The organism is Mesorhizobium sp. M1273 (assembly GCF_040318195.1).
Taxonomy (GTDB): domain Bacteria; phylum Pseudomonadota; class Alphaproteobacteria; order Rhizobiales; family Rhizobiaceae; genus Mesorhizobium.
In genome coordinates this window covers 168,209-190,059 of sequence record NZ_JAMYLV010000010.1, presented here as the reverse complement: position 1 = coordinate 190,059, position 21,851 = coordinate 168,209, and the positions used below count along the sequence as shown (strand labels likewise).

Annotated in this window: 18 protein-coding genes; 4 read left to right on the top strand and 14 right to left on the bottom strand. The window is 60.4% G+C overall.

Going from position 1 to position 21,851, the window contains the following annotated elements:
- Positions 1-487: 487 nt before the first annotated feature.
- Positions 488-700 (bottom strand): Y4oE-related protein, encoded by a 213-nt coding sequence (locus NKH30_RS33135; RefSeq protein WP_502911464.1) that lies wholly within the window; start codon positions 698-700, stop codon positions 488-490.
- A gap of 419 nt (positions 701-1,119) precedes the next feature.
- On the opposite strand from NKH30_RS33135, the gene NKH30_RS13885 reads away from it, so the two are divergent.
- Entirely contained in the window at positions 1,120-1,584 is a 465-nt protein-coding gene (locus tag NKH30_RS13885) for a Ros/MucR family transcriptional regulator (RefSeq protein WP_352995828.1), read from the top strand.
- A gap of 346 nt (positions 1,585-1,930) precedes the next feature.
- Here NKH30_RS13885 and NKH30_RS13880 read toward each other — a convergent pair whose 3' ends face one another.
- Positions 1,931-2,317: a hypothetical protein gene (locus NKH30_RS13880; RefSeq protein WP_502911465.1), complete on the bottom strand. Its 387-nt coding sequence runs from the start codon at positions 2,315-2,317 to the stop codon at positions 1,931-1,933.
- Between the two features lie 375 nt (positions 2,318-2,692).
- On the opposite strand from NKH30_RS13880, the gene NKH30_RS13875 reads away from it, so the two are divergent.
- A complete protein-coding gene (locus NKH30_RS13875; RefSeq protein ID WP_352995824.1) occupies positions 2,693-4,066 on the top strand; it encodes a PleD family two-component system response regulator in 1,374 nt (457 codons plus the stop codon).
- Positions 4,067-4,338: 272 nt separating this feature from the next.
- Here the strand turns inward: NKH30_RS13875 and NKH30_RS13870 are convergent, their stop codons facing one another.
- Genes NKH30_RS13870 through NKH30_RS13860 form a run of 3 tightly spaced genes read right to left on the bottom strand, consistent with a single transcriptional unit; the run spans position 4,339 to position 7,653 of the window.
- On the bottom strand, positions 4,339-4,833 hold the full coding sequence (locus tag NKH30_RS13870) for a Mov34/MPN/PAD-1 family protein (protein ID WP_352995822.1): 495 nt from the start codon (positions 4,831-4,833) through the stop codon (positions 4,339-4,341).
- On the bottom strand, positions 4,830-6,509 hold the full coding sequence (locus NKH30_RS13865) for a ThiF family adenylyltransferase (protein WP_352995820.1): 1,680 nt from the start codon (positions 6,507-6,509) through the stop codon (positions 4,830-4,832). Before NKH30_RS13865 ends, NKH30_RS13870 begins: the two co-directional genes overlap by 4 nt.
- Positions 6,502-7,653 (bottom strand): CBASS cGAMP synthase, encoded by a 1,152-nt coding sequence (locus tag NKH30_RS13860; RefSeq protein ID WP_352995818.1) that lies wholly within the window; start codon positions 7,651-7,653, stop codon positions 6,502-6,504. Before NKH30_RS13860 ends, NKH30_RS13865 begins: the two co-directional genes overlap by 8 nt.
- Positions 7,654-7,778: 125 nt before the next feature.
- Between NKH30_RS13860 and NKH30_RS13855 the strand changes: the two genes are divergently transcribed.
- On the top strand, positions 7,779-8,789 hold the full coding sequence (locus NKH30_RS13855) for a CBASS cGAMP-activated phospholipase (RefSeq protein WP_352995816.1): 1,011 nt from the start codon (positions 7,779-7,781) through the stop codon (positions 8,787-8,789).
- Positions 8,790-9,368: 579 nt separating this feature from the next.
- On the opposite strand, the gene NKH30_RS13850 is transcribed toward NKH30_RS13855, so the two are convergent.
- The 9 genes from NKH30_RS13850 to NKH30_RS13810 all read right to left on the bottom strand — a co-directional run bounded on the left by NKH30_RS13850 (position 9,369) and on the right by NKH30_RS13810 (position 20,049).
- On the bottom strand, positions 9,369-10,562 hold the full coding sequence (locus tag NKH30_RS13850; protein ID WP_352995814.1) for an IS91 family transposase: 1,194 nt from the start codon (positions 10,560-10,562) through the stop codon (positions 9,369-9,371).
- A 3-nt stretch (positions 10,563-10,565) separates the two neighbouring features.
- Entirely contained in the window at positions 10,566-11,474 is a 909-nt protein-coding gene (locus NKH30_RS13845; protein WP_352995812.1) for a tyrosine-type recombinase/integrase, read from the bottom strand.
- A 354-nt stretch (positions 11,475-11,828) separates the two neighbouring features.
- The gene (locus NKH30_RS13840; protein ID WP_352995810.1) at positions 11,829-13,364 is read right to left on the bottom strand and encodes an E2 ligase fold family C protein; all 1,536 of its coding nucleotides are present in this window, start codon (positions 13,362-13,364) and stop codon (positions 11,829-11,831) included.
- 6 nt (positions 13,365-13,370) lie between these two features.
- The gene (locus NKH30_RS13835) at positions 13,371-13,715 is read right to left on the bottom strand and encodes a hypothetical protein (RefSeq protein WP_352948976.1); all 345 of its coding nucleotides are present in this window, start codon (positions 13,713-13,715) and stop codon (positions 13,371-13,373) included.
- Positions 13,716-13,858: 143 nt separating this feature from the next.
- On the bottom strand, positions 13,859-14,476 hold the full coding sequence (locus NKH30_RS13830; protein WP_352995808.1) for a putative metal-binding protein: 618 nt from the start codon (positions 14,474-14,476) through the stop codon (positions 13,859-13,861).
- A complete protein-coding gene (locus NKH30_RS13825; RefSeq protein ID WP_352995806.1) occupies positions 14,473-14,778 on the bottom strand; it encodes a DUF2604 domain-containing protein in 306 nt (101 codons plus the stop codon). Before NKH30_RS13825 ends, NKH30_RS13830 begins: the two co-directional genes overlap by 4 nt.
- A 518-nt stretch (positions 14,779-15,296) precedes the next feature.
- Positions 15,297-16,490, bottom strand: a complete 1,194-nt coding sequence (locus tag NKH30_RS13820) for an IS91 family transposase (RefSeq protein ID WP_352995804.1) — start codon at positions 16,488-16,490, stop codon at positions 15,297-15,299.
- Between the two features lie 3 nt (positions 16,491-16,493).
- Positions 16,494-17,402 carry a site-specific integrase gene (locus NKH30_RS13815; protein WP_352995802.1) on the bottom strand — a complete coding sequence of 303 codons (909 nt, stop codon included), beginning with the start codon at positions 17,400-17,402 and terminating at the stop codon, positions 16,494-16,496.
- 592 nt (positions 17,403-17,994) lie between these two features.
- Positions 17,995-20,049 carry a DEAD/DEAH box helicase gene (locus NKH30_RS13810; RefSeq protein WP_352995800.1) on the bottom strand — a complete coding sequence of 685 codons (2,055 nt, stop codon included), beginning with the start codon at positions 20,047-20,049 and terminating at the stop codon, positions 17,995-17,997.
- A gap of 384 nt (positions 20,050-20,433) precedes the next feature.
- Between NKH30_RS13810 and NKH30_RS13805 the strand changes: the two genes are divergently transcribed.
- On the top strand, positions 20,434-21,774 hold the full coding sequence (locus NKH30_RS13805) for an anti-phage deoxyguanosine triphosphatase (RefSeq protein WP_352995798.1): 1,341 nt from the start codon (positions 20,434-20,436) through the stop codon (positions 21,772-21,774).
- Positions 21,775-21,851 lie beyond the last annotated feature (77 nt).

Here is a 21,851-nt window from a genome sequence, read left to right as displayed (position 1 = left end):
TCTTAAGCCATTGGCGCCAAGCGGCGGTCCGCTGAAACGCCGACGCCACCTCGGTAATTGACCAAGCAACACCAAGTCGCTGTTCTCACCGCTAAAGCAGCACATTCACGCCACGCCGCAGACAGCGGCCCGTGCCTGCAGCCACAGCGTGCGCATTAACAACCGAGACTACCTCACTCGAGTCAGGGTCCGGGCGCGGATCAACGCGACGCGATGGAAAATATCATGCTGGCGTAGAGGAAGACGTCATGTGACTGGAGAGCGACATAGCCCACCCCGATCTGTGAGCCGATCAGCGCGACGCGGTTGAGGAACCAGCCAGCCGTGGCGCGCTGATCAGCCTAGCCAATGCGGGAGGGCGCCGGCGACCAATGCCGCAAGCTCAACCACGCCGCGGGACACGATTGTCTCCGGCGTAGGTCGAATGGCTGTTTGGCTTTGTGGAGCATCTAAATTAGCTAGCTGACGCGAGAACTGAGACCGAGCTCTACGCCCAACCCACGTGATCCGATTTTGCGAGCTTTACAAACAGGTCAAACCAAAACCGATGCTCGGGTCCGCCTCGATCGCCAAACGTCTCGAACGCACAATACGCGACCGACGTCGTCGGGTCTTTGCCGTATTTGTCGATCGCAGCGTCAATCGCCTCGTCCTCGGCTAAGAACTCCCATCCTGGAACTACGCTATCGTGAGTTCTCACGTTGGCCTCCTCAAACCCGCCCAAGAAAAATTAATACTTGGGCGACCCTACGTCACCCCTTCATTTCGAGAAATCACGTCAATCGCAATGAAGACCCGACCAGTTCAGCGCAGTCCTACGCACCGCAAGCGGCACCACTCTTAGGCGGGGCCGCCTCGAAACCAAATTCTGCTGTGGTACCCGGCGGTGGGCGTGGAAATTGTTTACGATTATCCCTTCCACATCAAGCGGAGAGTAGCGGCAGCTCTATGAGGACCGGGTCTGCTCCCACCGGATCAATATGCGCCCAAAAGGCGGGGTGCATCGCTATTAACCGCAGCATCGCAATAGTCCTGCCGGGGCTTTATTGCTTTCACCGATAACCGCCACTATGAAGCAACACTTCGCGGACTGTCTTCAAGCCACCCCGGAGAGTTTTCATGACAGAAGAAGCCGACAACAACACCGACGTCCTCATCGAACTCACCGCTGATGTCGTCTCAGCCTATGTCTCCCACAATCCGGTCCCGGTGGGAGATCTCCCTGCCCTGATCGGCCAAGTGCATGCAGCACTGAAAGGCACGGTCGACAACGTTTCCGCAGAAATGCCGGAAGCGCTAAAGCCTGCGGTACCGATCAGGAAGTCGGTGACACCGGACTACATCATCTCCCTTGAGGACGGGAAGAAATTCAAGTCGCTGAAGCGGCATCTGTCGACCCACTACGGGCTGACGCCGGATGAATATCGCGCCAAATGGGGTCTGCCGGCTGATTATCCCATGGTCGCGCCGAATTACGCCGCCGCGCGCTCGGCATTAGCCAAGACGATGGGGCTCGGCCGCAAACCGAAAGCGCCGGAGCCGGCGGCACCGACGAAGCGGACCCGCAAGAAGGTCGCAGCTTGATTTCGGCAACGAGCGGCAGGCCCCACCTTCACCGAAGACTGACGCCGCCCTGCGAGCAGCAAGCCCGGGTCGCAAGGGTGATGCCAGGTGGTTCGGATCGATCTACGTCCGGAGCCAGTCGCGCCGGCGTTCAACGTGAGCAGTTTGAGGACGGGCACGAAGCCGGGACTCACTGCGGAGAGGCTGCTGGCTGGTATCCGCGGACCCGGTGCCTCAACGCCGCCGCGCCATCTGCTTAGAACGTTTTCGATACTCGGTGAATTTGACAAGTTGGACGCCAAGCACACTTGCAGTCGAATATCATCTTTCCGCTGCTTTGGCCCGCAAGGTAGGAAGCGGCGCTCAGCTAGAAACGGGCGAAGTGACCTGAGCTCCGAAGCTTGGCTAGCAGGATGATGGCCGCTCCGCTGTGGTCAACCTTCGCTTGCTCACTCAGCGGAGACGCATACCAGGCAGCCAATTCTGCCACCAAAACGGCGGTGTCCCCGTTCACCGATGCGCATCTAAGTTGTCCGTTCTTCGCCATCACGATTATTGCTGTGCCGGTGACGCTATACCCAATCGCGGCCATCCGCTGAACGCAGCTATCGCCGTCGACACGAACATCGAAAAGAATCGATCCTGCGGTTTTCTCCGCAGCGTCAGCCACGCGATCACAGAACGGCCGATGCAGGCCTTCGATGTTGCCGAGTGACTGCTCAAACAACGCCAATTCAACATGCTCCGCCACCATGGCCGCGAAAATGCGCGCCGGCTGGCACAATCGACAATAGGCCAGGTCTAACTATCCACACACCAACCGCCCTCCTGATCGTTCCACGTTGCCGTTTATGCGACTTTCGAAGCACAAATCATGAACATGGGATGACGAGGTATTCGGTTCAAATTCGCCGCTGGCGTCAGCTTCGCGCTCCCTTTCGGCCATTGACGTAATCACTACCGCAGCCTCAAAGCTGACACAACGCGCCATGGCACTGGCAATCTTATTTTTGGAAATACGGCACCGGAGATGGTGGTAACACCTTGTTGGCCGAACGCGCGTCTAGCGCTCGGTGTTTGCATCTACTGTAGCCGATAGTGTTCAATTAAACTCTAGTCTGGGCCTGTCATGACCGCGCGAATCCTCGTCGTCGACAGTATCTCTGCCAATGTGCGGTTGCTCGAGGTCAGACTATTGGCTGAATATTTTGAGGTGCTGACGGCGTCCAACGAGTTTGATGTCATCGAGACCTGTGAAAACGGCAAGGTTGATGTGGTACTGCTCGATGTGAAGATGCCCGACATGGACGCGTTCGTGGTCTGCAAGCGACTGAAGAGCGGTCCGGCGACTTCGCATATCCCCGTAGTCATGATCACCGCAATTGACGAGGTTACGGATCGCGTGCGTGGCCTTGAGGCCGGCGCTGACGATTTCCTGACCAAGCCGATCAACGACCTGCAGTTGATGACGCGGGTTAAGAGCCTAGTCAGGCTGAAGTTGCTGACCGATGAACTGCGCCTGCGGGTTTCGACGACCCACGACATCGGTATCGAGGACCTTTTGAACGGTAGGTCCATGTTTGATGGAGCGAATCCGAAAACGCTTCTGGTCGACGAGCGCAAATCTTCCTTCGAACACATCCAGAAAATATTGCACGGCGAGGCCGAGCTCGACATTGCCACCGATCCGGATACCGGCTTCTTCAGAGCTGCCGAAACACCGTATGAGTGCGTGCTTATCTCGACCGCCTTTGCCGATTTCGATCCGCTACGGCTGTGCTCGCAGTTACGTTCGCTCGACCGAACCCGCTTCCTGCCGATCATCCTGCTGGCTGACATAGGCGAAGAGGGGCGCATCATCCGGGGCCTCGAACTCGGCATCAACGACTATCTGACGCGGCCGATCGACCAGCAGGAGCTGAAAGCGCGGCTGCGCACGCAGGTGCGCCGCAAGCGCTACAATGACCAACTGCGCGCCAGCGTCACCCAGACCATCGAGATGGCGGTGATCGACCCTGTAACAGGGCTGCGCAACCGACGTTATTTAGACAGCCACCTACAGACACTGTTCGACCGAGCCGTGGCCCGCCGACGTCCGCTGTCGATATTAATCACCGACGTCGACCTCCTGAAGTTGGTCAACGACACGTACGGCCATGATGCAGGTAGCGACGTCTTGCGCGAGTGCGCGCGCCGGCTGCACAAGAATGTGCGCGGTATTGACCTTGCATGTATATACGGGGGCGACGAATTCGTCGTGGTGATGCCGGATACCAACTGTGCGGTGGCGGAAAAGGTTGCGGAACGCATTCGCGTCGAAATCGCCCAGATGCCGTTTTCCGTCGGTTATGATAGTAAAGCGATCGAAGTCACGATCAGCATTGGCGTGTCCTCTATCTTCGTGGGGGCCGATACGGTTGCCGGATTGATAAAGCGCGCGGATATAGCCCTGTATGAAGCGAAGACTGGCGGCCGCAATCGCGTGATCGTCCATCTCGGTTAATTTGTTCACGGCCTGACGATGTCGTGGGCTTGACGCCTTGTAATGCGGAAGTCAGTTGTGATGGCTTAATCGAAACATAGCTAGTTCATTAATCTTCGAGCCCGGTGGCCCGTCTTTAAGCAGCGATGGTAGCCATTTTGACTATCAGAGGGTCTTGGTTTGGAGTTGGGTTGTGGGACAGCTGGCGCGGACCTGTCGCCGTGGCTGGGTTCGACAACCCGCCGGTCGAGCCGGATGACATAGCCTACGAAGGCCCCTGCGCGGGCAATTGTTCATGGCAGGCTCCCTACCGCGGCCAGGAGTGGGCTAGGTTCGCTGTCTAGAGGCGCCGCCTCCACGACCAAGCCGCGTTCGCCGACGGCCCACCAGAGGCTTTCCCATCCGCCAATCAGGAAGACCAACGGGTTGGAGTTCTTCTTCATGATATCGGCCCACGTTTGTCGATCGCGACCAGAAGGCGTGGGGTGGGGCTCGGGGTGACTATGCCACTCGCCAACAAAGGTTTCGGTACTGCCGCTCGCGTGCCATGCTTTCAGCGCCGCGGCCTGGTGGCCGGGATCCCGCCGGTCGAAGCGGTAGCCGCTGCGCACATCGAGCGGCATCGGCACCGTGCACCCCACGACCTCGACATGGCTCCCGCGATAGCTGCCGATCAGGATGCCTCCGGCCTCGTTGCGCCGTTCATCACCGATAAGGAACGCGCCGATCGTGGCCAAGACCACGGGCGCAACCATCACATAACGCTGTTGTGACCATTCGCGGATCACGGATGGCACGCCCCGCAGGCAGGGCACTGGCTAAGCGGTCCAGGGCTTCCGCTCTTGGTGAGCCGTGCAAGACGTTCATCAAAAACCTGGGCCCGGAAATGGTGGAATGCGCCGCCGTTCGACCAGTCGAGGACCATGTCGCATGCCATCGCAGCGGCCGTGACCGGGCGGGTCACCGGAAAGGGCGCAAACGCGGTGTCGCCGCAACCCCGAACATTAAGCAGGGCGACCTCTACACCAGCTTTGAGCGTGGGGAACCGTTCTCCGCCGGCTAGGTCTGTCTTCAGGCATTTGAAACACGCATGATCGGGTGAACCGGTGAGGATGGCCCGGGCCGCAGCGCCGTTCCCGGCAAGCCACACGAACAGTACGGGCGGCGTATCAGGGCGGCCCTGCACCGCATGCGCGTTCAGCGCAATCGAAAACGCTTCCTCGCCGGTCGCGTCGATGACCAAGTCGTACGTGCCACGGGTCAGGTCGTCCCATGTAAAGTCACGGTTCCGAGCCGTCACGTCGAGAGGCGGAAGCTGGGTCTTGAGGAGTTCCGCTACCCCAACCGCCTTGTTGCGGTCGATGAACGGCACGCCGAGCACATGGCGGCCAAGATTGGCCGGGCTCAGTTTCTCGCTGTCATAAAGGGTCAAGCTACCCTTTCCGGAGCCGCAACCACACTGCGCAAGCTGTTGGGCGAGAAACCCGCCAATGGTGCCGCAACCGATGAGGGCGATCCGCGCATCAGAGAGGTCATAGGCGCCACCCAGATTGCGGCTGAAAACATGTGCGCGGTCGGCCAGAACACCGCCCGCCTGCTCGACTTCGACGTCCTTCGCGGCCTGCGCCAGGATGCGTGGCAGGGCGACGCGCCGGTTGTTCAGGAGTTCCTTGGTGCGGAAGCGTGGCGGCAGCGTCGCCCGATAATAGAAATGGCCGTTTTCGGCTGAGAGCACGACCGCGCGCAGCGAACCGCTGCCGGTCGTAAACAGCCGTTCGACTCTGCCGAGGGCTTCGGGCGCGGCGCCTTCAAGCCACTTGTTAAGCGCCAGCAACGAGGTCGGCGGCCACGGCAAGGCCGGGTCGACCGAAAGGGGACTGTCGATCCGGATCACCTCGACCCTTTCGCCATCGCTCTTGTCGACATGGCGCCTGCGGTCGCGCTCAACAAGCCATGATTGGTCGGTCGCGACGACCGGAACCGGATTACCATCGTCAGCGAGGGTAATGTATTTGACAGTGGCCGGGCCCCCGTATCCGTCCGGTAGGTCGATATATGCGGCCACGGTGCCCCAGAAGGCTTGGAATTCATCGGCAAAATCGCCATCGGAGCGACCCCGGATGGCGTCACGCAACACGCGCTCGGCCTGGTCGAGGCACTGCAGGACCGAGCCGCCGGGATTGTAGCGGTCAAGGATGACAGCGCCACGGGCATAGTAGCACACTAGGTAATTGGGGCCGATGATATGCGGCAGCTTGCGCGCCGGTGCTTTCCACGAGGCGTGCAACCGAATCGACGGATAGGTGACGAAATCAAGGTCCGTGACCTCGATATCGACAGGGAAATCGAGGCCGCCAGTGTCCAAAATTCCGGAGAACACAGACCGTTCCGGCAGCTGCCAGTTCCGTTTGAACCCCCGCTGGGTCAGAGCATCATGAACCCTGACGAGGCGCAGGTCAGCCACTCGTCGAGCGTCCGACCACGGGAGCGGCAACTTCCTTGCGCGGCTGAGACAGGATCGTCACGGTTGCGGTTTCGGCGATGGTCACGAGGTCAGGACGGTCCGGCAGGCGTTCACCGAAGATGAACACCATGTTGGCGACCGCGTCTTTGGCAACCGTACTGGTCGTCACCACATGGGACAGGCGTGAATGGAACTCTTCCGCCTTGGATTCGGCAAACTTGCGCTGCTCGGCTGCCATCCGATTGAGGTTCTCCGAAGACACGGCCGGATTGGCGATGTCCTGGTTCAGGAGGGTCGGCAGCCTCTTGACGACCAGCAGGAGAATTTCGTCCTCGCGGCTCGGCAACAACTGGCGGGTCTTCTCCTCAAAGGCCATGAAGGCGCAGGCCATCAGGAGGATCGAGGAGACGCTGTCAAGGTGCGGGTGGTGGTGGTCGCGCCAGGCCTTCAGGTAACGGCAAACGCGACGCAGGACTTCGCCATACGTGTCCACCGCCTCGAGGAACCAGGTGTGGATTTTGCGTGGATCCGAAACGATCCAGTCTTCCTCACGGTGGGCCAGCAAGACGGCATCTTCTGGCAGCGCGTCCCAACGGTCCGGCCGCTTCGCGTCCTCGGATGCGAGAATATGCTTGTTGACGCGCTCCTGAAGCTGAACAAATTCCGCATCCGGAATGGCGTAGAGCGGAACATCGACGTGCGCCGACTTGGAAATGATCAGGCGCGCACAGGTCGGCTTCCTGACGAAACGCCAGCCGTCTTGCTGGGCGGTAAGTTCGATCAGCGCCTGGTCGACGAACTGAAAGAACGCATCGGCCGCCACGGAGGGCTTTGATCGACCGACGAGCCCCGGTCCCTTCACGAAGGACATGGGCAGGTAGCAACCGTCGTCCAAGTCCTTCTGCTGCGGCGGCGTCCAAGCCGGGTCGTTCAGCGTCCTATAGGCGTGACTGCCCTGCGTGAAGAAGCGCGGCCTGATCGCCAAGCCGAATGCAGCAACGCCGCCTTTTTCGAAGGCGGCGCGCAGGTGGTCGCGGATCAGTTGCCGGGCCAGGCGCAAATCGTCGTCCTCGGCCTTGATGTTGGCGAGGAAATGCGGTGCCGACGCGGTACTGGAGTAGAGAAGCTTCGAAACATTGGCCATAGAATTACCCGTCCCTTGAAATCTACCGATCGAATCATCATGTGGGAATCAGGGTTCGATGTTACTAGGATTCGCGACAAGAACAAAATCGGAACCGTATTGAAAACCTTGGAGGGCGGAAAAACTTGTCGTTTCATATCCTCAGCTTGAGTGGCGGCGGCTATCGCGGCCTTTTCACGGTTTCTGTACTCGAACGACTTGAGCAACGGCTCGGACGGCCGATCGGCCAGTGTTTCGACATGATCGCCGGCACGTCCATCGGCGGCATCATCGCAATCGGTCTTGGGATGGGAAAAACAGCCAAGGAGATCCGCGAAACGTTCGAAAGCGAGGGTTTGAAAATCTTCCCTTACCGCGCACCCCCGCGGACGTTCCTTGGCGAGTATCGAGCCAAGTATGACATGTACAGCAGCGGGCCGAAGTATGATCCAGCCCCGCTGAAGGCGACCGTCGACAAGGTGGTTGGCGCCAAGACCCTGCTTGGCGAAGCCAAAAACCGCCTGCTGATTCCGGCGGTGAACATGACCAAGGGCAGCGTCCAGATGTTCAAGACGCCGCATCACCCCAATTTCGTGATTGATCTGGTCCGCAACGCAGCTGAAGTGGCTATGGCGACGTCGGCTGCACCGTTTTACTTCCCGTTGGCATCGATGGGCGACAGTTTCTATGTCGACGGTGGTCTCGTCGCCAACTCTCCTGACATCTGCGCGGTGCACGAGGCGATCAATTTTTGCGGCCAGAAGGGCGATGATCTTCGCGTGCTGAGCATCGGAACCACCACAACCGGGTTTTCGCTTCCTAAATCCCTCGGAAGGTCTCTGTCTGGCAAGGACTGGCTGACCAACGAACGGCTGATCTCCACGATCATCTCGTCGCAGCAGCAGATGATTGATTTCATGCTACGGCATCAACTGGGGGATCGCTATCTGCGCATCGACGCTCAGCCTTCGGCCGATCAGGCCGTCGACCTTGGCATGGACATTGCCACGCCTGACCGGCGGGCCACCCTCCTTGGCCTCGCCGAGGGCGAATATCAGAGGCATGCGGGCTCGTCCTTCATTGCAGCAGTGTTGGCCCATCGGCCCCCACCGATCGATTTCTCTTCGCAACTGGCCGCGGCGAAGCCTCGCCCCTAACTGTTTCGCCAGCGCCAAGGGTCGCGTGCGGTGCCTCGGCCTGGCGGCCGGCCGCGGAACTCATAGCGCGAACCCATCCTTCAATTCTCTGATGCGCCAGAGGGTGAAGTCCTGACGCCGTGAGGTTTTGCGCAAACGCTCTGCAGGACCGTCAACACCCTATGCAATGCAGGTAGGCGCGGACTATTTTGAGCCGGTTACACAACGGCAGCTATTGCTATCGGCACTCGAGAGCCGCCCTTCCGCTTCCGTGAAGAGTTTCGGGCGCCGGCAGGCGTACGAAAGTCCCCGAGGAAGGAACCCGCGGGCCACAATGTGATGGCTATGGAGATTTCGATCTGCGGCTGAGGTCGGCGATGGCGCGACCGCCGCTGAGAAGCGCCGGGATGGATGCGGACAGGCCGCTTCGTTGCGCCTCCGCGCGGTTTAGCCGGCCCGGTACCGCACCGGACGACTTCCGGCCGCCATGCCCGCGGCTCGTCGCGACCCTGTCGGTAGCAACAGTCACCATAGACGCGCGTGTGTCCGTTGCCGGAGACGGGACGCCCGCGGCTGCAGGTTGAGCCATGCCATGCCGGGTCATGGGGCGGTCTCCCGGTTCGTCGCCGCCGCTCCCGGCGGTCCGCGCGGGCTGCCTCCAGCGTCGAACACCTCGATGACGATCATGCGTCCACCGCAGCAGGGGCATGGCGGCCGGAAGTCGTCCGGTGCGCCTGATGTGCCGTCATCAGGCAGCACGGCGACATCCAGGAGTTGGCGGGCGCGTGCGAGGCTGCCTTTGCGGGAGCCGCCGGCAAGCAGGCCGTAATGCCGGATGCGATGGAAGCCGTGCGGCAGGACATGGAGCAGGAAGCGGCGGATGAACTCATCGATCGTGAGCACCATGAGCTGCTGACGGTCGGCGCCGTCACGGCGGTAGTCTTTGTAGCGGAAGGTGACGCTGTTCCTGTCGAAGGCGATCAGGCGGCTGTTCGAGATCGCGACCCGGTGGGTGTAGCGCGACAGGTAGGCGAGCACCGCCTCCGGTCCCACGAACGGCGCCTTGGCATAGACCACCCAGCGCTTCTTCAGGACGGGAGCAAGATGGTGCAGGAAGGCCCGGCGATCTGCCAGGTGTGCCATTGTTCCGAAGAAGGCTAACCGCCCGGCGTCGTGCAGCGCGATCAGCCTGTTGAGGAACAACCGGCTGAACAGCTTGCCGAGAACCCTCACCGGGAGCAGGAAGGCCGGGCGCGACGATATCCACCGGCTTCCGTCCGGCGCGATGCCGCCGCCCGGCACGATCATGTGCGCGTGCGGATGGTGCGTCATCGCCGAACCCCAAGTGTGAAGGACGGCGGTGATGCCGATGCGCGCGCCGAGATGCTTTGGATCCGCCGCGATCGTCAGCATCGTCTCCGATGCCGCCTTGAACAGCACGTCGTAGACCGCCGCCTTGTTCTGGAACGCGATGTCGGCGACCTCGGCGGGGAGCGTGAATACGACGTGGAAGTATCCGACCGGCAGCAGGTCGGCCTCTCGCTCGGCGAGCCATGTCCGCGCGGCCGCGCCCTGGCACTTGGGACAATGCCGGTTGCGGCAGGAATTGTAGGCGATGCGCCACTCGCCGCAGTCCTCGCAGGCTTCGACATGCCCGCCGAGGGCCGCGGTGCGACATTGCTCGATCGCCGACATGACCTTGAGTTGCTGCAGGCTCAGATGACCTGCATAGACGGCCCGATAGGCGGGCCCGGCGGCACGGAAGATGTCGGCGACCTCGACAGAGGTGCGCACGGCTCAGCCGTCGGGCGAGATCTCTCCCGGCTTGAATAGGCCGAGCTTGTCGAGCGGGCTCGTCACCGTTCGCACCGTGCGTGTCGCGACCTTGGTATAGAAGGCGGTGTTGTTCAGCTTGGCGTGCCCGAGCAGGACCTGGATGATCCGGATGTCGGTGCCGTCCTCCAGCAGGTGGGTGGCGAAGCTGTGGCGCAGCGTGTGCGGCCCGACCCGCTTGGCGATGCCGGCGGCCTGGGCCGCCTCGACGACCACGCGATAGAGCTGCCGCGTGCTGATCGGCTTCATCGGATGCTGCCCCGGAAACAGCCAGCCGTCGCGGTGCATCACGCCCTGCTGCCGCCCGACCTTCCACCACTGACGCAGCAGCGCGAGCAGGTCCTCTGACAACATGGCGTTGCGATATCGCCCGCCTTTGCCGCGCTCGACGCGCAACAGCATGCGCTCGCTGTCGACGTCGGCGACCTTCAGCATCGACACCTCGGCGACGCGCAGGCCCGCGCCATAGGCGACCGAGAGCGCGGCCTGGTGCTTGAGGCAAGTGGTGGCGTTGAGCAGCCGGGCAACCTCGTCGCGGCTCAGGACCACGGGCAGCTTGCGCGGATGCGCCAGACGAACGAGCTTGCGCGCCAGATCGGGACGATCGACCGTATGCGTGAAGAAGAAGCGCAGCGCCGACACGATGCTGTTCATGGTCGGCACGGGAACGCCGTCGACCTGCTGCTTGATCTGGAACCGGCGCAGGTCGTCGGTGGTTGCCGTGCCTGGTGATCGCCCAAGGAATGTCGCCAGGCGTCCGATGTCGCGGAGATAGTTGCGTTGCGTCTCCCGGGAGAAGCGCCGCATGTTCATGTCGTCGATCAGTCGCTGGCGCAACGGGCTGACGGGTGTATCGAGAACGGGATAGGGCATGGTCAGGCTCCTTGTTGAAGAAGCCCGTCATGCTCTGCCGCCTCCGCACGACGCTCAATGCGAGCGCGACGATCGGCCCGTGTCCTCTACCTCAACTACCTCAACCGCAGGCGCCCTCCCGCGCAGCGGGTTCGTTCTGCGGCCCCAAAGCTGCCAGGCGGGAACGCGCCTCATAGCAGACATTGGGGCGGCAAGTTCGTATGCTATGATGGCGCCCACCTTACCCTCTGCCGGACTCGATGGCGGTTGTCAGCTTTCGCAGCGCTTCGGCCGCGAGATGCACTACCTCTCGCGGCGTCGGCATCAGAGGCTGCAGCCGCTAGCGGCGCGACGGCGGCGGGAAATTCATCGCCGTCAGTGCGACGCCACTGGTTTGTATCTTGCCCGATATGCATCCAGATAATCCGCATCTTGGCAGATACAGCGCTCCAGACGATCCTTTGCTCTGCGCTCTGTAATCACGTCAGAGGGCATTTTGCGGAGCAAGTTTAGCTTCGCGGTTGTCCACCTGGGCGCATCCCTGCGGGCGGCGCGTTTGACGACTTCTGCGGCCAGCATGATGCCGGCCATCGCTGACTGGAAGGCCATCGGAACTTCGACGCGTACGGGCTTATTGCCCCCAGTCAGCTCGAAGACCACGCCTCCACATATCGCTCCCTGATATAAGCTTCTTAGCGGCTGGCCGACAAATGGAAGTAGCGGCCCAACAGGGACCGTCAGGCGGCTTGCGATCTCATGCATCAATTCCACGTTGACGGGCGCGCCACTGTGAAGCATGGGTCGCACGATATCCATTTTTCGGTCCTCAAGGCCTAGTGCCTGAGCAATGACCTGATCTTCATCCGGAACGGATCCAGTAGGTAGATAAAGACACGCCAGGCAGGCCAGTTCGCCATCGAAGCGATGATGCGACACGCCAAGATCCCCCCGCTGCGTCCAACTGTTGATGGTCCAGCGAGGCAAGGCAGCTTGGACCGCGATGCGATCAGACGCTGTATCTAGCGCGATCGCAACGTGCTGCAGCGAGTGCGACCCCGCTAGGGTCTGCCATTTGTAAGGGTGCTCCTCAAGCGAGAAGCGAGCTTGAGATGTCAAGTGACGGCGGGCAAGCTTCACCTTGCTGCCGCCGACGTCCTTTTCCAGAGCTAGCACATAGCGCTGCAGGTTACCTTGGTCGATCTCCTCGCCGTCGACGATCCCCAACTGCCCTTGGAGGCCGGGCACGCGCGCGAGGGCCCATACCGCGCCGTTGCCGATTGCACCCAGTCCTAACAGGAACACGGCATCGAGGATGGTGTTAGCCTCAAGTGGCGGGTTGGCATCGGATCCAGGTGCGTAGTCAAACAGTGAGAACGAAACAGAACGGTCCACCGTCGCTCCGCCGATCTGCTCGTTGAATATCGCTCGAAACAAATTCGATGCGGCGATGCACGCTGCAGCACCTGCACCGAACATATTGCTACTATTGCCGGAACCCACCGGCTGCTCTGTTGAGAATTTGGCCATCCAACCGTCAGACCCCAAGAACATCTGAGGGCAGGCGACATCCGGGCTTGCCAAGCCGACGACCAGGCACTGTGAGGGCGCCCCTACGCGTGGGCGGACTATATCGATTTGTCCGTTTATAGAGCGCGCTAGCGCACTGAGGCTACGTGCCAACTTCTTGGCCTCGTCGCCTTCCGGAAGGAAACAGATATTGGGGTAAAGGCGGGCGACCAGCCGGACCGCGAGATCTAGCGATGCTCTGCCCTCGCTAGAGCAGGCAGTTTCGTCAAAGGCAATTCCAATCACCAGCCCGTTGAGTAGCTGCTCGAAATCCTTTGTCTGGAACCCCTGCAGCACTTGCGAGGCGGCGGTTGCGGCACGGCCGAAATAGCTTGCGAGCGCCATGCTAGGTCAATCCACAATTTCAATGAGACGTGTTACATCCACGGCGGTTACGGGGAGCCAGTCTCCGGCGCCGTTAAGCCGATAGACGGCTGTTTGGGACAAATCCGCCGGCCCTCTCGCGAAGTCTGGAACGACCAGGGAAAGCGAGCCTACCGTCGTTGCTAACGCATTATCGTCGTCGGTGTCGGAGTGATACGCATCCGTGGGGTGGCTGTGAATCTGCGCCAGGATGCGTAGACCATTATCGAAGAGCCAAACGTTGATACGGTGCAACTCGGCCCCGTCGACAAGCACGCCGACACCAGCAGGGCCACGAATGAGCCTCTGCTCGGGAATGAGTGCTCGTTCCACTGTGGCTGTGCCCGCTCCTATGCGACCGACCCAAAGGCCCAGTCCCTCGTATCCGGATCGCCCTACCTCGACTAGATGCGCGTGCACATCATCGAATGCAGCCCGGGGGACAATGAATTTCTCGGCAGTGGCAAGGCTGCTCCTTACCTTGGAAAGGCTGCTGGGTTGTGCTGGAACCCCGCGAAGGCGATCTGAATCTGGTAATTGGCCGCTTGGATCGGGTTGATTCCGCTGGCCCAGATTTGCTCGAGAATAAAGTGCAAGGAGCCTTCTCCAGAGCGACGATGCAAAAGCCATGAGTCACCTGTATGGGCCGGGTGGTCGTGATATTCGCGTACCCCGGGCAAGCAAAGGAAAGGGACATCGTCAGGGTCGTGTGCCTGAAGCAAAGATTGAGCCGGTAGGCGTTGTTGCTGCGCTAGAGCGGTTATCGTTTCAGGCGAGGCATTTTCGATGCCGTTCAAACGGAGCATCTGGAAGCCCAAGCTCTTGAAGGGCAGTTCCGCGCCGGTACCAGGATCTACGAATTTCACCGACGGAGGGACAAGGTCGTAGTTGGTAAAATCCAATCGCACTGCGCAAACCAGTGCCGGGGGCTTAACTTTAAGGGCGGCAAACAACACGACTACAGTCGGAAAGTCGGCCTCGACAAGGAACCAGCCTCGCCGACGATATATATGGTCAAGCTTTCGGTACTGCGCGACTTCGCGGTCAAACTTACGTCTAGAAACCGACTCGTCGACGAACTGACCTTCGATCAACCTGCTGCACCGGCCTTGAGGCTCAGGAACAACTTCTGGCCCTCAATGATCCCAAGGTCCTCGATCTTCTTGCTTGCATCTAGGACAACTCCTGCCTCGTCCTTCAGCTCCCAGTTCTCCGGCGGCTGGCCGACGTTTCCGGAATCAGCTAGCGCCTTAGCGATAACTGTATGCAACGGCGAATTGACATTGGCTTCCACAGCCACTGGCTCACCATTGACAACGATAGTCAGAGTTATTTTGTGTTTGGGGCCGGCTGTCGGCGCCGCTGTTTCAGGTGAACTTTTCGGGGACTTTGCCATATTCTAACCGTCCATGTTGAGGTTCCTCTATTACTATCACGACGCCTACCTCTGGCCTACGGTAAACTTTTCGGTTCTTCCGCCAATCCACGCTTTGCGTATGTCCGCTTTGGGCCAGAATCTGCTGCGGCGTGAGTAGGGCTTGAATGGCCGAAATGGGGTCGGTAGCCGAACGTCCGCTATCTGCGTTATGCCCTCTAACAGCAGACCGTCTGGAGGCGTGAAGAGTTTCGGGCGCCGGCAGGCGTACGAAAGTCCCCGAGGAAGGAACCCGTGGGCCACAGTCGATGGCTATGGGGATTTCGATTTGCGGCTGGTGTCGGCGACGGCGCGACCGCCGTCGGCAAGCGGCGGGTTTGATGCGGACGGACCGCTTCGCCTTTCAGCCACGCGGTATTGTCGGCTCGGCGCGCGGCCGGACGCGACCCGTTCGGCGTCGATGATCACCATGGACACGCGTGGGTCCGTTGCCGGAGGCTGGGCGCCTGCGGCTGAACGCTGGAGCATGCCATGCCGGGTCATGGACACTTCTGCCGGTTTGTCGTCGGCGCATCCGGCGGTCCACGCGGCTGCTTCCACCGTTCGAACACCTCGATGACAATCATGCGTCCGCCACAGCAGGGGCATGGCGGGTGAAAGTCGTCCGGTTCATCGGGGTCGCCGGGGTCGGGCGGCGCGGCGACGCCCAGCAGTTCGCGCGCCAGCGCGAGGCTGGCCTTGCGAGCGGAACCGGCGAGCAGGCCGTAGTGCCGGATGCGATGGAAGCCGCGTGGCAGGACATGAAGCAGGAAGCGGCGAATGAACTCGTCGGTCGCGAGCACCATGACCTGCTGACGATCGGCGCCGTCGCGGCGGTAGTCCTTGTAGCGGAAGGTGACGCCGCTCTTGTCGAAGGCGATCAGCCGGCTGTTCGAAATCGCGATCCGGTGCGTGTAGCGCGACAGATAGGCGAGTACCGCCTCCGGTCCCGCGAACGGCGCCTTGGCATAGACCACCCAGCGCTTCTTCCGGATGGGAGCAAGATGGCGCAGGAATGCCCGCCGCTTGATCAGGTGCGCGATCGACCCGAAGAAGCTGAGCCGGCCCGCCTCGTGCAGCGCGACCAGCCGGGTGAGAAACAGGCGGCGGAACAGCTTCCCGAGAATCCTCACCGGGAGCAGGAAGGCCGGGCGCGACGATATCCAGCGGCTTCCGTCCGGCGCGATGCCGCCGCCCGGCACGATCATGTGGACATGCGGATGGTGCGTCATCGCCGATCCCCATGTGTGTAAGACGGCGGTGATGCCGATGCGCGCGCCGAGATGCTTCGGATCCGTAGCGATCGTCAGCATCGTCTCCGCTGCCGCCTTGAACAGCAGCTCGTAGACGAGCGCCTTGTTGTGGAAGGCGATGTCGGCGACCTCGGCGGGCAGCGTGAACACGACATGGAAGTAGCCGACCGGCAGCAGATCGGCCTCGCGCTCGGCCAACCACGTCCGTGCGGCCGCGCCCTGGCACTTCGGGCAGTGCCGGTTGCGGCAGGAGTTGTAGGCGATGCGCCATTGGCCGCAGTCCTCGCAGGCTTCGACGTGACCGCCAAGGGCTGCGGTGCGGCAATACTCGATCGCCGACATGACCTTGAGCTGGGCGAGGCTCAGGTGACCTGCATGGGCAGCCCGGTAAACGGGTCCGGCAGCACGGAAGATGTCGGCGACCTCGATCGAGGCACGCACGGCTCAGATGTCGGGCGAGACCTCTCCCGGCTTGAACAGCCCGAGCTTGTCGAGCGGGCTCGTCACGGCACGCACCGTCCGGGTCGCCACCTTCGCGTAAAGGGCGGTGTTGTTGAGCTTGGCATGCCCGAGCAGGACCTGGATGATCCGGATGTCGGTGCCGTCCTCCAGCAGGTGGGTGGCGAAGCTGTGGCGTAGCGTGTGCGGCCCGACCCGCTTGGCGATGTCGGCGGCCTGGGCCGCCTCGACGACGATGCGATAGAGCTGCCGCGTGCTGATCGGCTTCATCGCGTGCTGTCCGGGGAACAGCCAGCCGTCGCGGTGCATCACGCCCTGCTGACGTCCGACCTTCCACCACTCACGCAGCAACAAGAGCAGGTCCTCCGAGAGCATGGCGTTGCGATAGCGCCCGCCCTTGCCACGCTCGACGCGCAGCAGCATGCGCTCGCTGTCGACGTCGGCAACCTTCAGCATCGACACCTCGGCGACACGCAGGCCCGCGCCATAGGCGACTGACAATGCGGCCTGGTGCTTGAGGCAGGTGGTGGCGTTGAGCAGCCGGGCCACCTCGTCGCGGCTGAGCACCACGGGCAGGTTGCGCGGATGCGCCAGCCGGACGAGCCGACGCGCCAGGTCCGGGCGGTCGAGCGTTTGGGTGAAGAAGAAGCGCAGCGCCGACACGATGCTGTTCATCGTCGGCACGGGAACGCCGTCTTCCTGCTGCTCGATCTGAAACCGACGTAGGTCGTCGGCGGTCGCTGTGTCTGGTGAACGCCCGAGGAATGTCGCCAGGCGTCCGATATCGCGGAGATAGTTGCGCTGCGTCTCGCGTGAGAAACGCCGCATGTTCATGTCGTCGATCAGCCGCTGGCGCAGCGGGCTGATGGGTGCATCGAGAACGGGATGGTGCATGGTCAGGCTCCTTGTTGAAGAAGCCCGTCATGCTCTGCTCGAGCCGAACGACGCTCAACGCCAGCGCGACGACCGGTTCTTGATCTCTACCTCAACCGCAGGCGCCCCTCCAGCGCAGCGGGTTCGTTCCACGGCCCAAAGCTGCCAGGCGGGAACGCGCCGCGTTTCTGCCGTTCAAGTCAACCCAACCGCTTCTCGAAAGCGGACATTAATGCGCGGCGGCACAAGGAAACGATCTTCGCGCAGGCTATACTCGGCCGCTTGTCGGGGCCTGCAGTTTTGATCAAGGGCGCGTACCATTGTCTGTTGCACGGTTCAATTTTCCCCCTACCGGTGATTATCAGGTGGTCACCTTATGATGGCGGCGCGATTCCCAGACTTGCGTAAATGATCTTTAGCTTAGCCCATGCTGTGTCGAGCATCTCTTTAGCCGGAACCAAGCTATAACTATAATCATCGTTTGTTGGATTTGTTTTGACGACAAGGCATATCTCACCCTTTGCAATTGTGTGACTGGTGTTACGCCGACATTTTCGTTGTCGTTGCGCCTCTTCGACGGATACATGAATAAGGATATCTCTAACCTTGGGCATTATGACCCGATCTCCTTTCGAATGGCGTCCCGAACCTGATCGCCGAGCATGTCCAGAGCCGCCAGTGCATCCTCATTGTCGTCGGCGCCGGGCTCTTTCCGGCTACCCGAGGCGATGCCCAGATGCTCGTTGACTGCGGTGTGCAAGAGGCTGGCGACTGCTGCCCGGTTGTCTCGGCCAGCGACCGTCTTGATCGCCTTACCGACTTCACGGCCTGCAATCGTATATCCAAGGTCCTTCAGGATGCGGGCAACGACGGAATTCGTGCGCTGCGAAAGCCGCCTGCGGGCTTGAACGCGCCGGCTTTGCGGCTGCACTGGCAGGCTCGCGACCTCGGCCAAATCGGCGCGGTCTTGTTGTTTATTCCGCAAGGTTTCGCGCAGCACTTCTTTCTTGATAAGGTCGCGGAGCCGAATCCCGCCTCCAATTTCGTGGTTGAGCATTTCTTCAAGAACGCGGTCGTCTTCGGGATCGAGAAACGAGCGGTTGATGAACGATCCAATGATCTCGCTGTCGACCAACATGCCAACGTCAAAGCGACGAGGTTCACCGCTGCCGTCCCCTTCCGGCTCCTCGTCCTGACCCTGCAGCCATTTTCTGATGAGGGCCTGGTCATCGAAGTCAATCTCACGGAAGTCGTCCCAATGCGCATCGGTGTTTAACCCGACGTGAGAGACGACATAAGCGTTGTTGTCCTGGTGTTCCGGCTTCGCCTCATGCACGACACGCATCACGCGGCCGACGAATTGGATGTAGGGAGAGAGACTGGCGAAGGGTCGGAAGATCGCGGCGACGCTAAGCGGGGGATGGTCGAAGCCCTCCCCCAGCATCTGCACCTGCACGATGCAATCGAGCCTCCCACCACGGAGGTTTTCGATCACCCGGTCCTTTAGCTCGTCGGCCATCTCGCCATAAATTTCCTGCGCTTTCAGCCCGCGCTCTTCGTACAGGGAGCGCACTTGGCGGGCGTGATCGACGGAGCAGGCTACTGCTATAATCTGGTGCCTGAAGCCGGTGCGCTCGCGTAGTTCCCGGAGGTACTTAATGCTCGCGTCGACGATGTGGGCGTTGCATTCCGGCGCAAGCGCAACGCCCCGGCGGAACCAAGCGTTTTCCCGGAGTGTCATCACTTCTTCCAAGGTATGGCGACGTGTATCGTCCCTGTAGGTGAAATATAGTTCTGAAGGTGCGACGTTGCGCGAATGAATCTGCTTAATGTATCCCTTCACCATCGCCCTGGTGTAGGGATAGCGATAGATTACCTTGCCGAGCGGACGTGTGCCATCGCCGCGGAACGGCGTCGCTGTGAGGCTGACGACCTTGGCATTCGGAAATTTCTCGAAGACCTTGGTCCAGCTTGCTGCAACATTGTGGTGGCCTTCGTCCACCATGATAATGTCGAAATAATTCGGCGGGAACTGCGGCAACCACCTGTCGGCCGAACTGGCGAGCTGATGAATATTTGTGACGACAAATTGGCTGTCATTGCAATCGTGAAGGTTGGCGTCGACACCGTCCAAAACAGCCCGGAATGGACCAGCTGAGAAATCGTGCAGCACGGCGGCGCGCCGCCAGAAGTTTTTGGGGTTCGTGATGTCCAGCGCTTCTGCGACTCCTTTCCTGATCGTCAGATTAGGGGTGATGACGAGCGCCCGTCCTTGGGCAATGCCAAAGGGCAACGTGGCGATGACACCCGTCTTTCCGCAACCGACCGGTATCTGGAGTATCACAGGCTCATTCGATGCCGCGAAGTGGGTGCGAACTGCCTTATGTGCGCCCTGCTGCGGCTCGCGTACCAAGACGTTCGCCTCGATGTCGGCCGTCAGAGTTTGAAAAAGATGTTCATCATCCGAAACCGCTTGCTCGGCGCGCTTATATTCGAGACGAAATGGTTCGAGGTCAGCCCGTCGATAAAAGCGGTAGCCGCTGCCCGGCCGCCTTACGGGTTTCAGCTTCTCGGCGGCATCCCAACGTCGAAGAGTATCCTTTGAGACACCGACATAATCGGCGGCATCCGCAAGCGATAGAAAATCAGGCCGATCATTCTGCATCATGCCGCAACATCATGCAACCTTATGCAAATGTCAACAGCTCATTCAGAAGCTAAGGTTACCGCTGGGCGCCTCGCAAGTTCGTGGCCTTAGAACGTGCGGTTGAATGTTCGTGTCCCAACATCGTTGGGATGGATGCTGGCCTGGCTGTTCCAATGAAGATGCACGGAAACGGGCACATCAACCTTATTAAGTGCTTTCCATCGGACGCAAAGTGAGACGGGCGAAACCTGTCTCGGTCGCCGATCGCAACGGCCACGCCCATGAGTGCCTTGCAGAAGCCTTTGACACCACCTTTAATGTCTTGATCTTGGTCTACCCGGTGAGTTCGAGGTTAAAGGCCAGCTGAACGGGTCATCTTAGTTGTGTCGTTTGCGGGGAGCGGCGATGGTGTGGGCAGATCGCCGCGAGGCATGGCAACAACGATCATTCGACGCGCGCACGCCAGGCGATGTCGATTATGCGCGCGTCATCCACTCAGCTTCATTTCGGCGCCTCCAAGGCAAAACCCAGATCTTGAATCTGGGCGACAGCGACTTTTACAGAACACGTCTCACGCACTCCCTCGAGGTAGCTCAGATAGCTGTCGGGCTGACAATCCAACTCCGGCACAATCTGCCTAGCCACAATGCAATCCATTACCTGCCCGAGCGAAGCATGATGCAGGCGATCGCCTGCACGCACGATCTAGGCCATCCGCCATTCGGCCATGGCGGTGAGGTAGCGCTAAACTATTGCATGCGCGATGCCGGCGGCTTTGAGGGTAACGGGCAGACGCTTCGCATCCTCTCGAAGCTTGAGAAGATGTCGAAAGCGGCTGGCTCCAACCTCACGCGCGAAACGATGCTCGGCGTGCTCAAATATCCAGTCGCGTACAAGGAAGCCGCAAGCCCAAGCAAGAGACCGAAGCTCCTGGAAGATACTAGTGGTACGCCAATCCTCGATCGAAAGGCGTCGAAACCACCGAAATGCTACCTCGATTGCGAACAGGGTGTCGTCGACTGGCTTCTCGAGCCGCTCACGCCGGCCGATCGAGAGGAGTTCCAAGCGTTCAACGACGTGCCGGGTAAGCATCAAGAAGCCCGGCATAAATCGTTTGCATGCACTCTGATGGATCTGGCAGACGACATCAGCTTCGGTATTCACGATCTCGAAGATGTGCTGGCGATGCAGCTTATTTCGCGGGTCGATTTCGAGAAGCACGTGACGCCTCAGCATTGCACCGCGCTGTTGGACTATCTTAATTCGGAATACCCAGGCCAATACGGTAATGACGTCTATGCAGGGTTTGCTAACCGGCTCTTTGGCGACGGGAACGAGCGGAAACATCAGATCAATCGCGTTCTGAATATGGTGATTCCTTCGGTCGATATTCGCGAGAAAGCGGAGTTCGCCGAACCGCGGATTAAATATCAAGCCGTGCTCCCGGCGCCGGTGATGGCATTTGTGGTGGCGATCAAGGACCTCGTACGGGAGGAAGTCATCTACAGCCCAAGCGTTCAGCACCTCGAGTTCAAAGGCCAGATGATGGTCATCGCTGTCTTTGAGGTGATGCGTTCGGACCCGGGGAAATTTCTGCCAGCCGACGTTTTTGAACGATATAGGGAGGCTTCCGATCCCTTGCGTCACATCTGTGACTATGTCGCCGGCATGACGGATGGGTATTTGCTGAGGACCTATGACCGACTGTTCAGCCCTAGGATGGGCTCCGTATTCGATAGACTTTAGCCGACGCGCCGTGACGTTGTCGCACGGTAGGGAATACGCCACTGTGCAATTTATTGTATTCACGGACTACATCGCTA

Excerpts from the sequence above, each read along its gene's own strand:
- NKH30_RS13885 (WP_352995828.1), top strand. The coding sequence starts at position 1,120 with ATGACAGAAGAAGCCGACAACAACACCGACGTCCTCATCGAACTCACC.
- NKH30_RS13880 (WP_502911465.1), bottom strand. The coding sequence starts at position 2,317 with ATGGTGGCGGAGCATGTTGAATTGGCGTTGTTTGAGCAGTCACTCGGC.
- NKH30_RS13875 (WP_352995824.1), top strand. The coding sequence starts at position 2,693 with ATGACCGCGCGAATCCTCGTCGTCGACAGTATCTCTGCCAATGTGCGG.
- NKH30_RS13860 (WP_352995818.1), bottom strand. The coding sequence starts at position 7,653 with ATGGCCAATGTTTCGAAGCTTCTCTACTCCAGTACCGCGTCGGCACCG.
- NKH30_RS13845 (WP_352995812.1), bottom strand. The coding sequence starts at position 11,474 with ATGCCCTATCCCGTTCTCGATACACCCGTCAGCCCGTTGCGCCAGCGA.
- NKH30_RS13840 (WP_352995810.1), bottom strand. The coding sequence starts at position 13,364 with ATGGCGCTCGCAAGCTATTTCGGCCGTGCCGCAACCGCCGCCTCGCAA.
- NKH30_RS13825 (WP_352995806.1), bottom strand. The coding sequence starts at position 14,778 with ATGGCAAAGTCCCCGAAAAGTTCACCTGAAACAGCGGCGCCGACAGCC.
- NKH30_RS13815 (WP_352995802.1), bottom strand. The coding sequence starts at position 17,402 with ATGCACCATCCCGTTCTCGATGCACCCATCAGCCCGCTGCGCCAGCGG.
- NKH30_RS13810 (WP_352995800.1), bottom strand. The coding sequence starts at position 20,049 with ATGATGCAGAATGATCGGCCTGATTTTCTATCGCTTGCGGATGCCGCC.
- NKH30_RS13805 (WP_352995798.1), top strand. The coding sequence starts at position 20,434 with ATGGTGTGGGCAGATCGCCGCGAGGCATGGCAACAACGATCATTCGAC.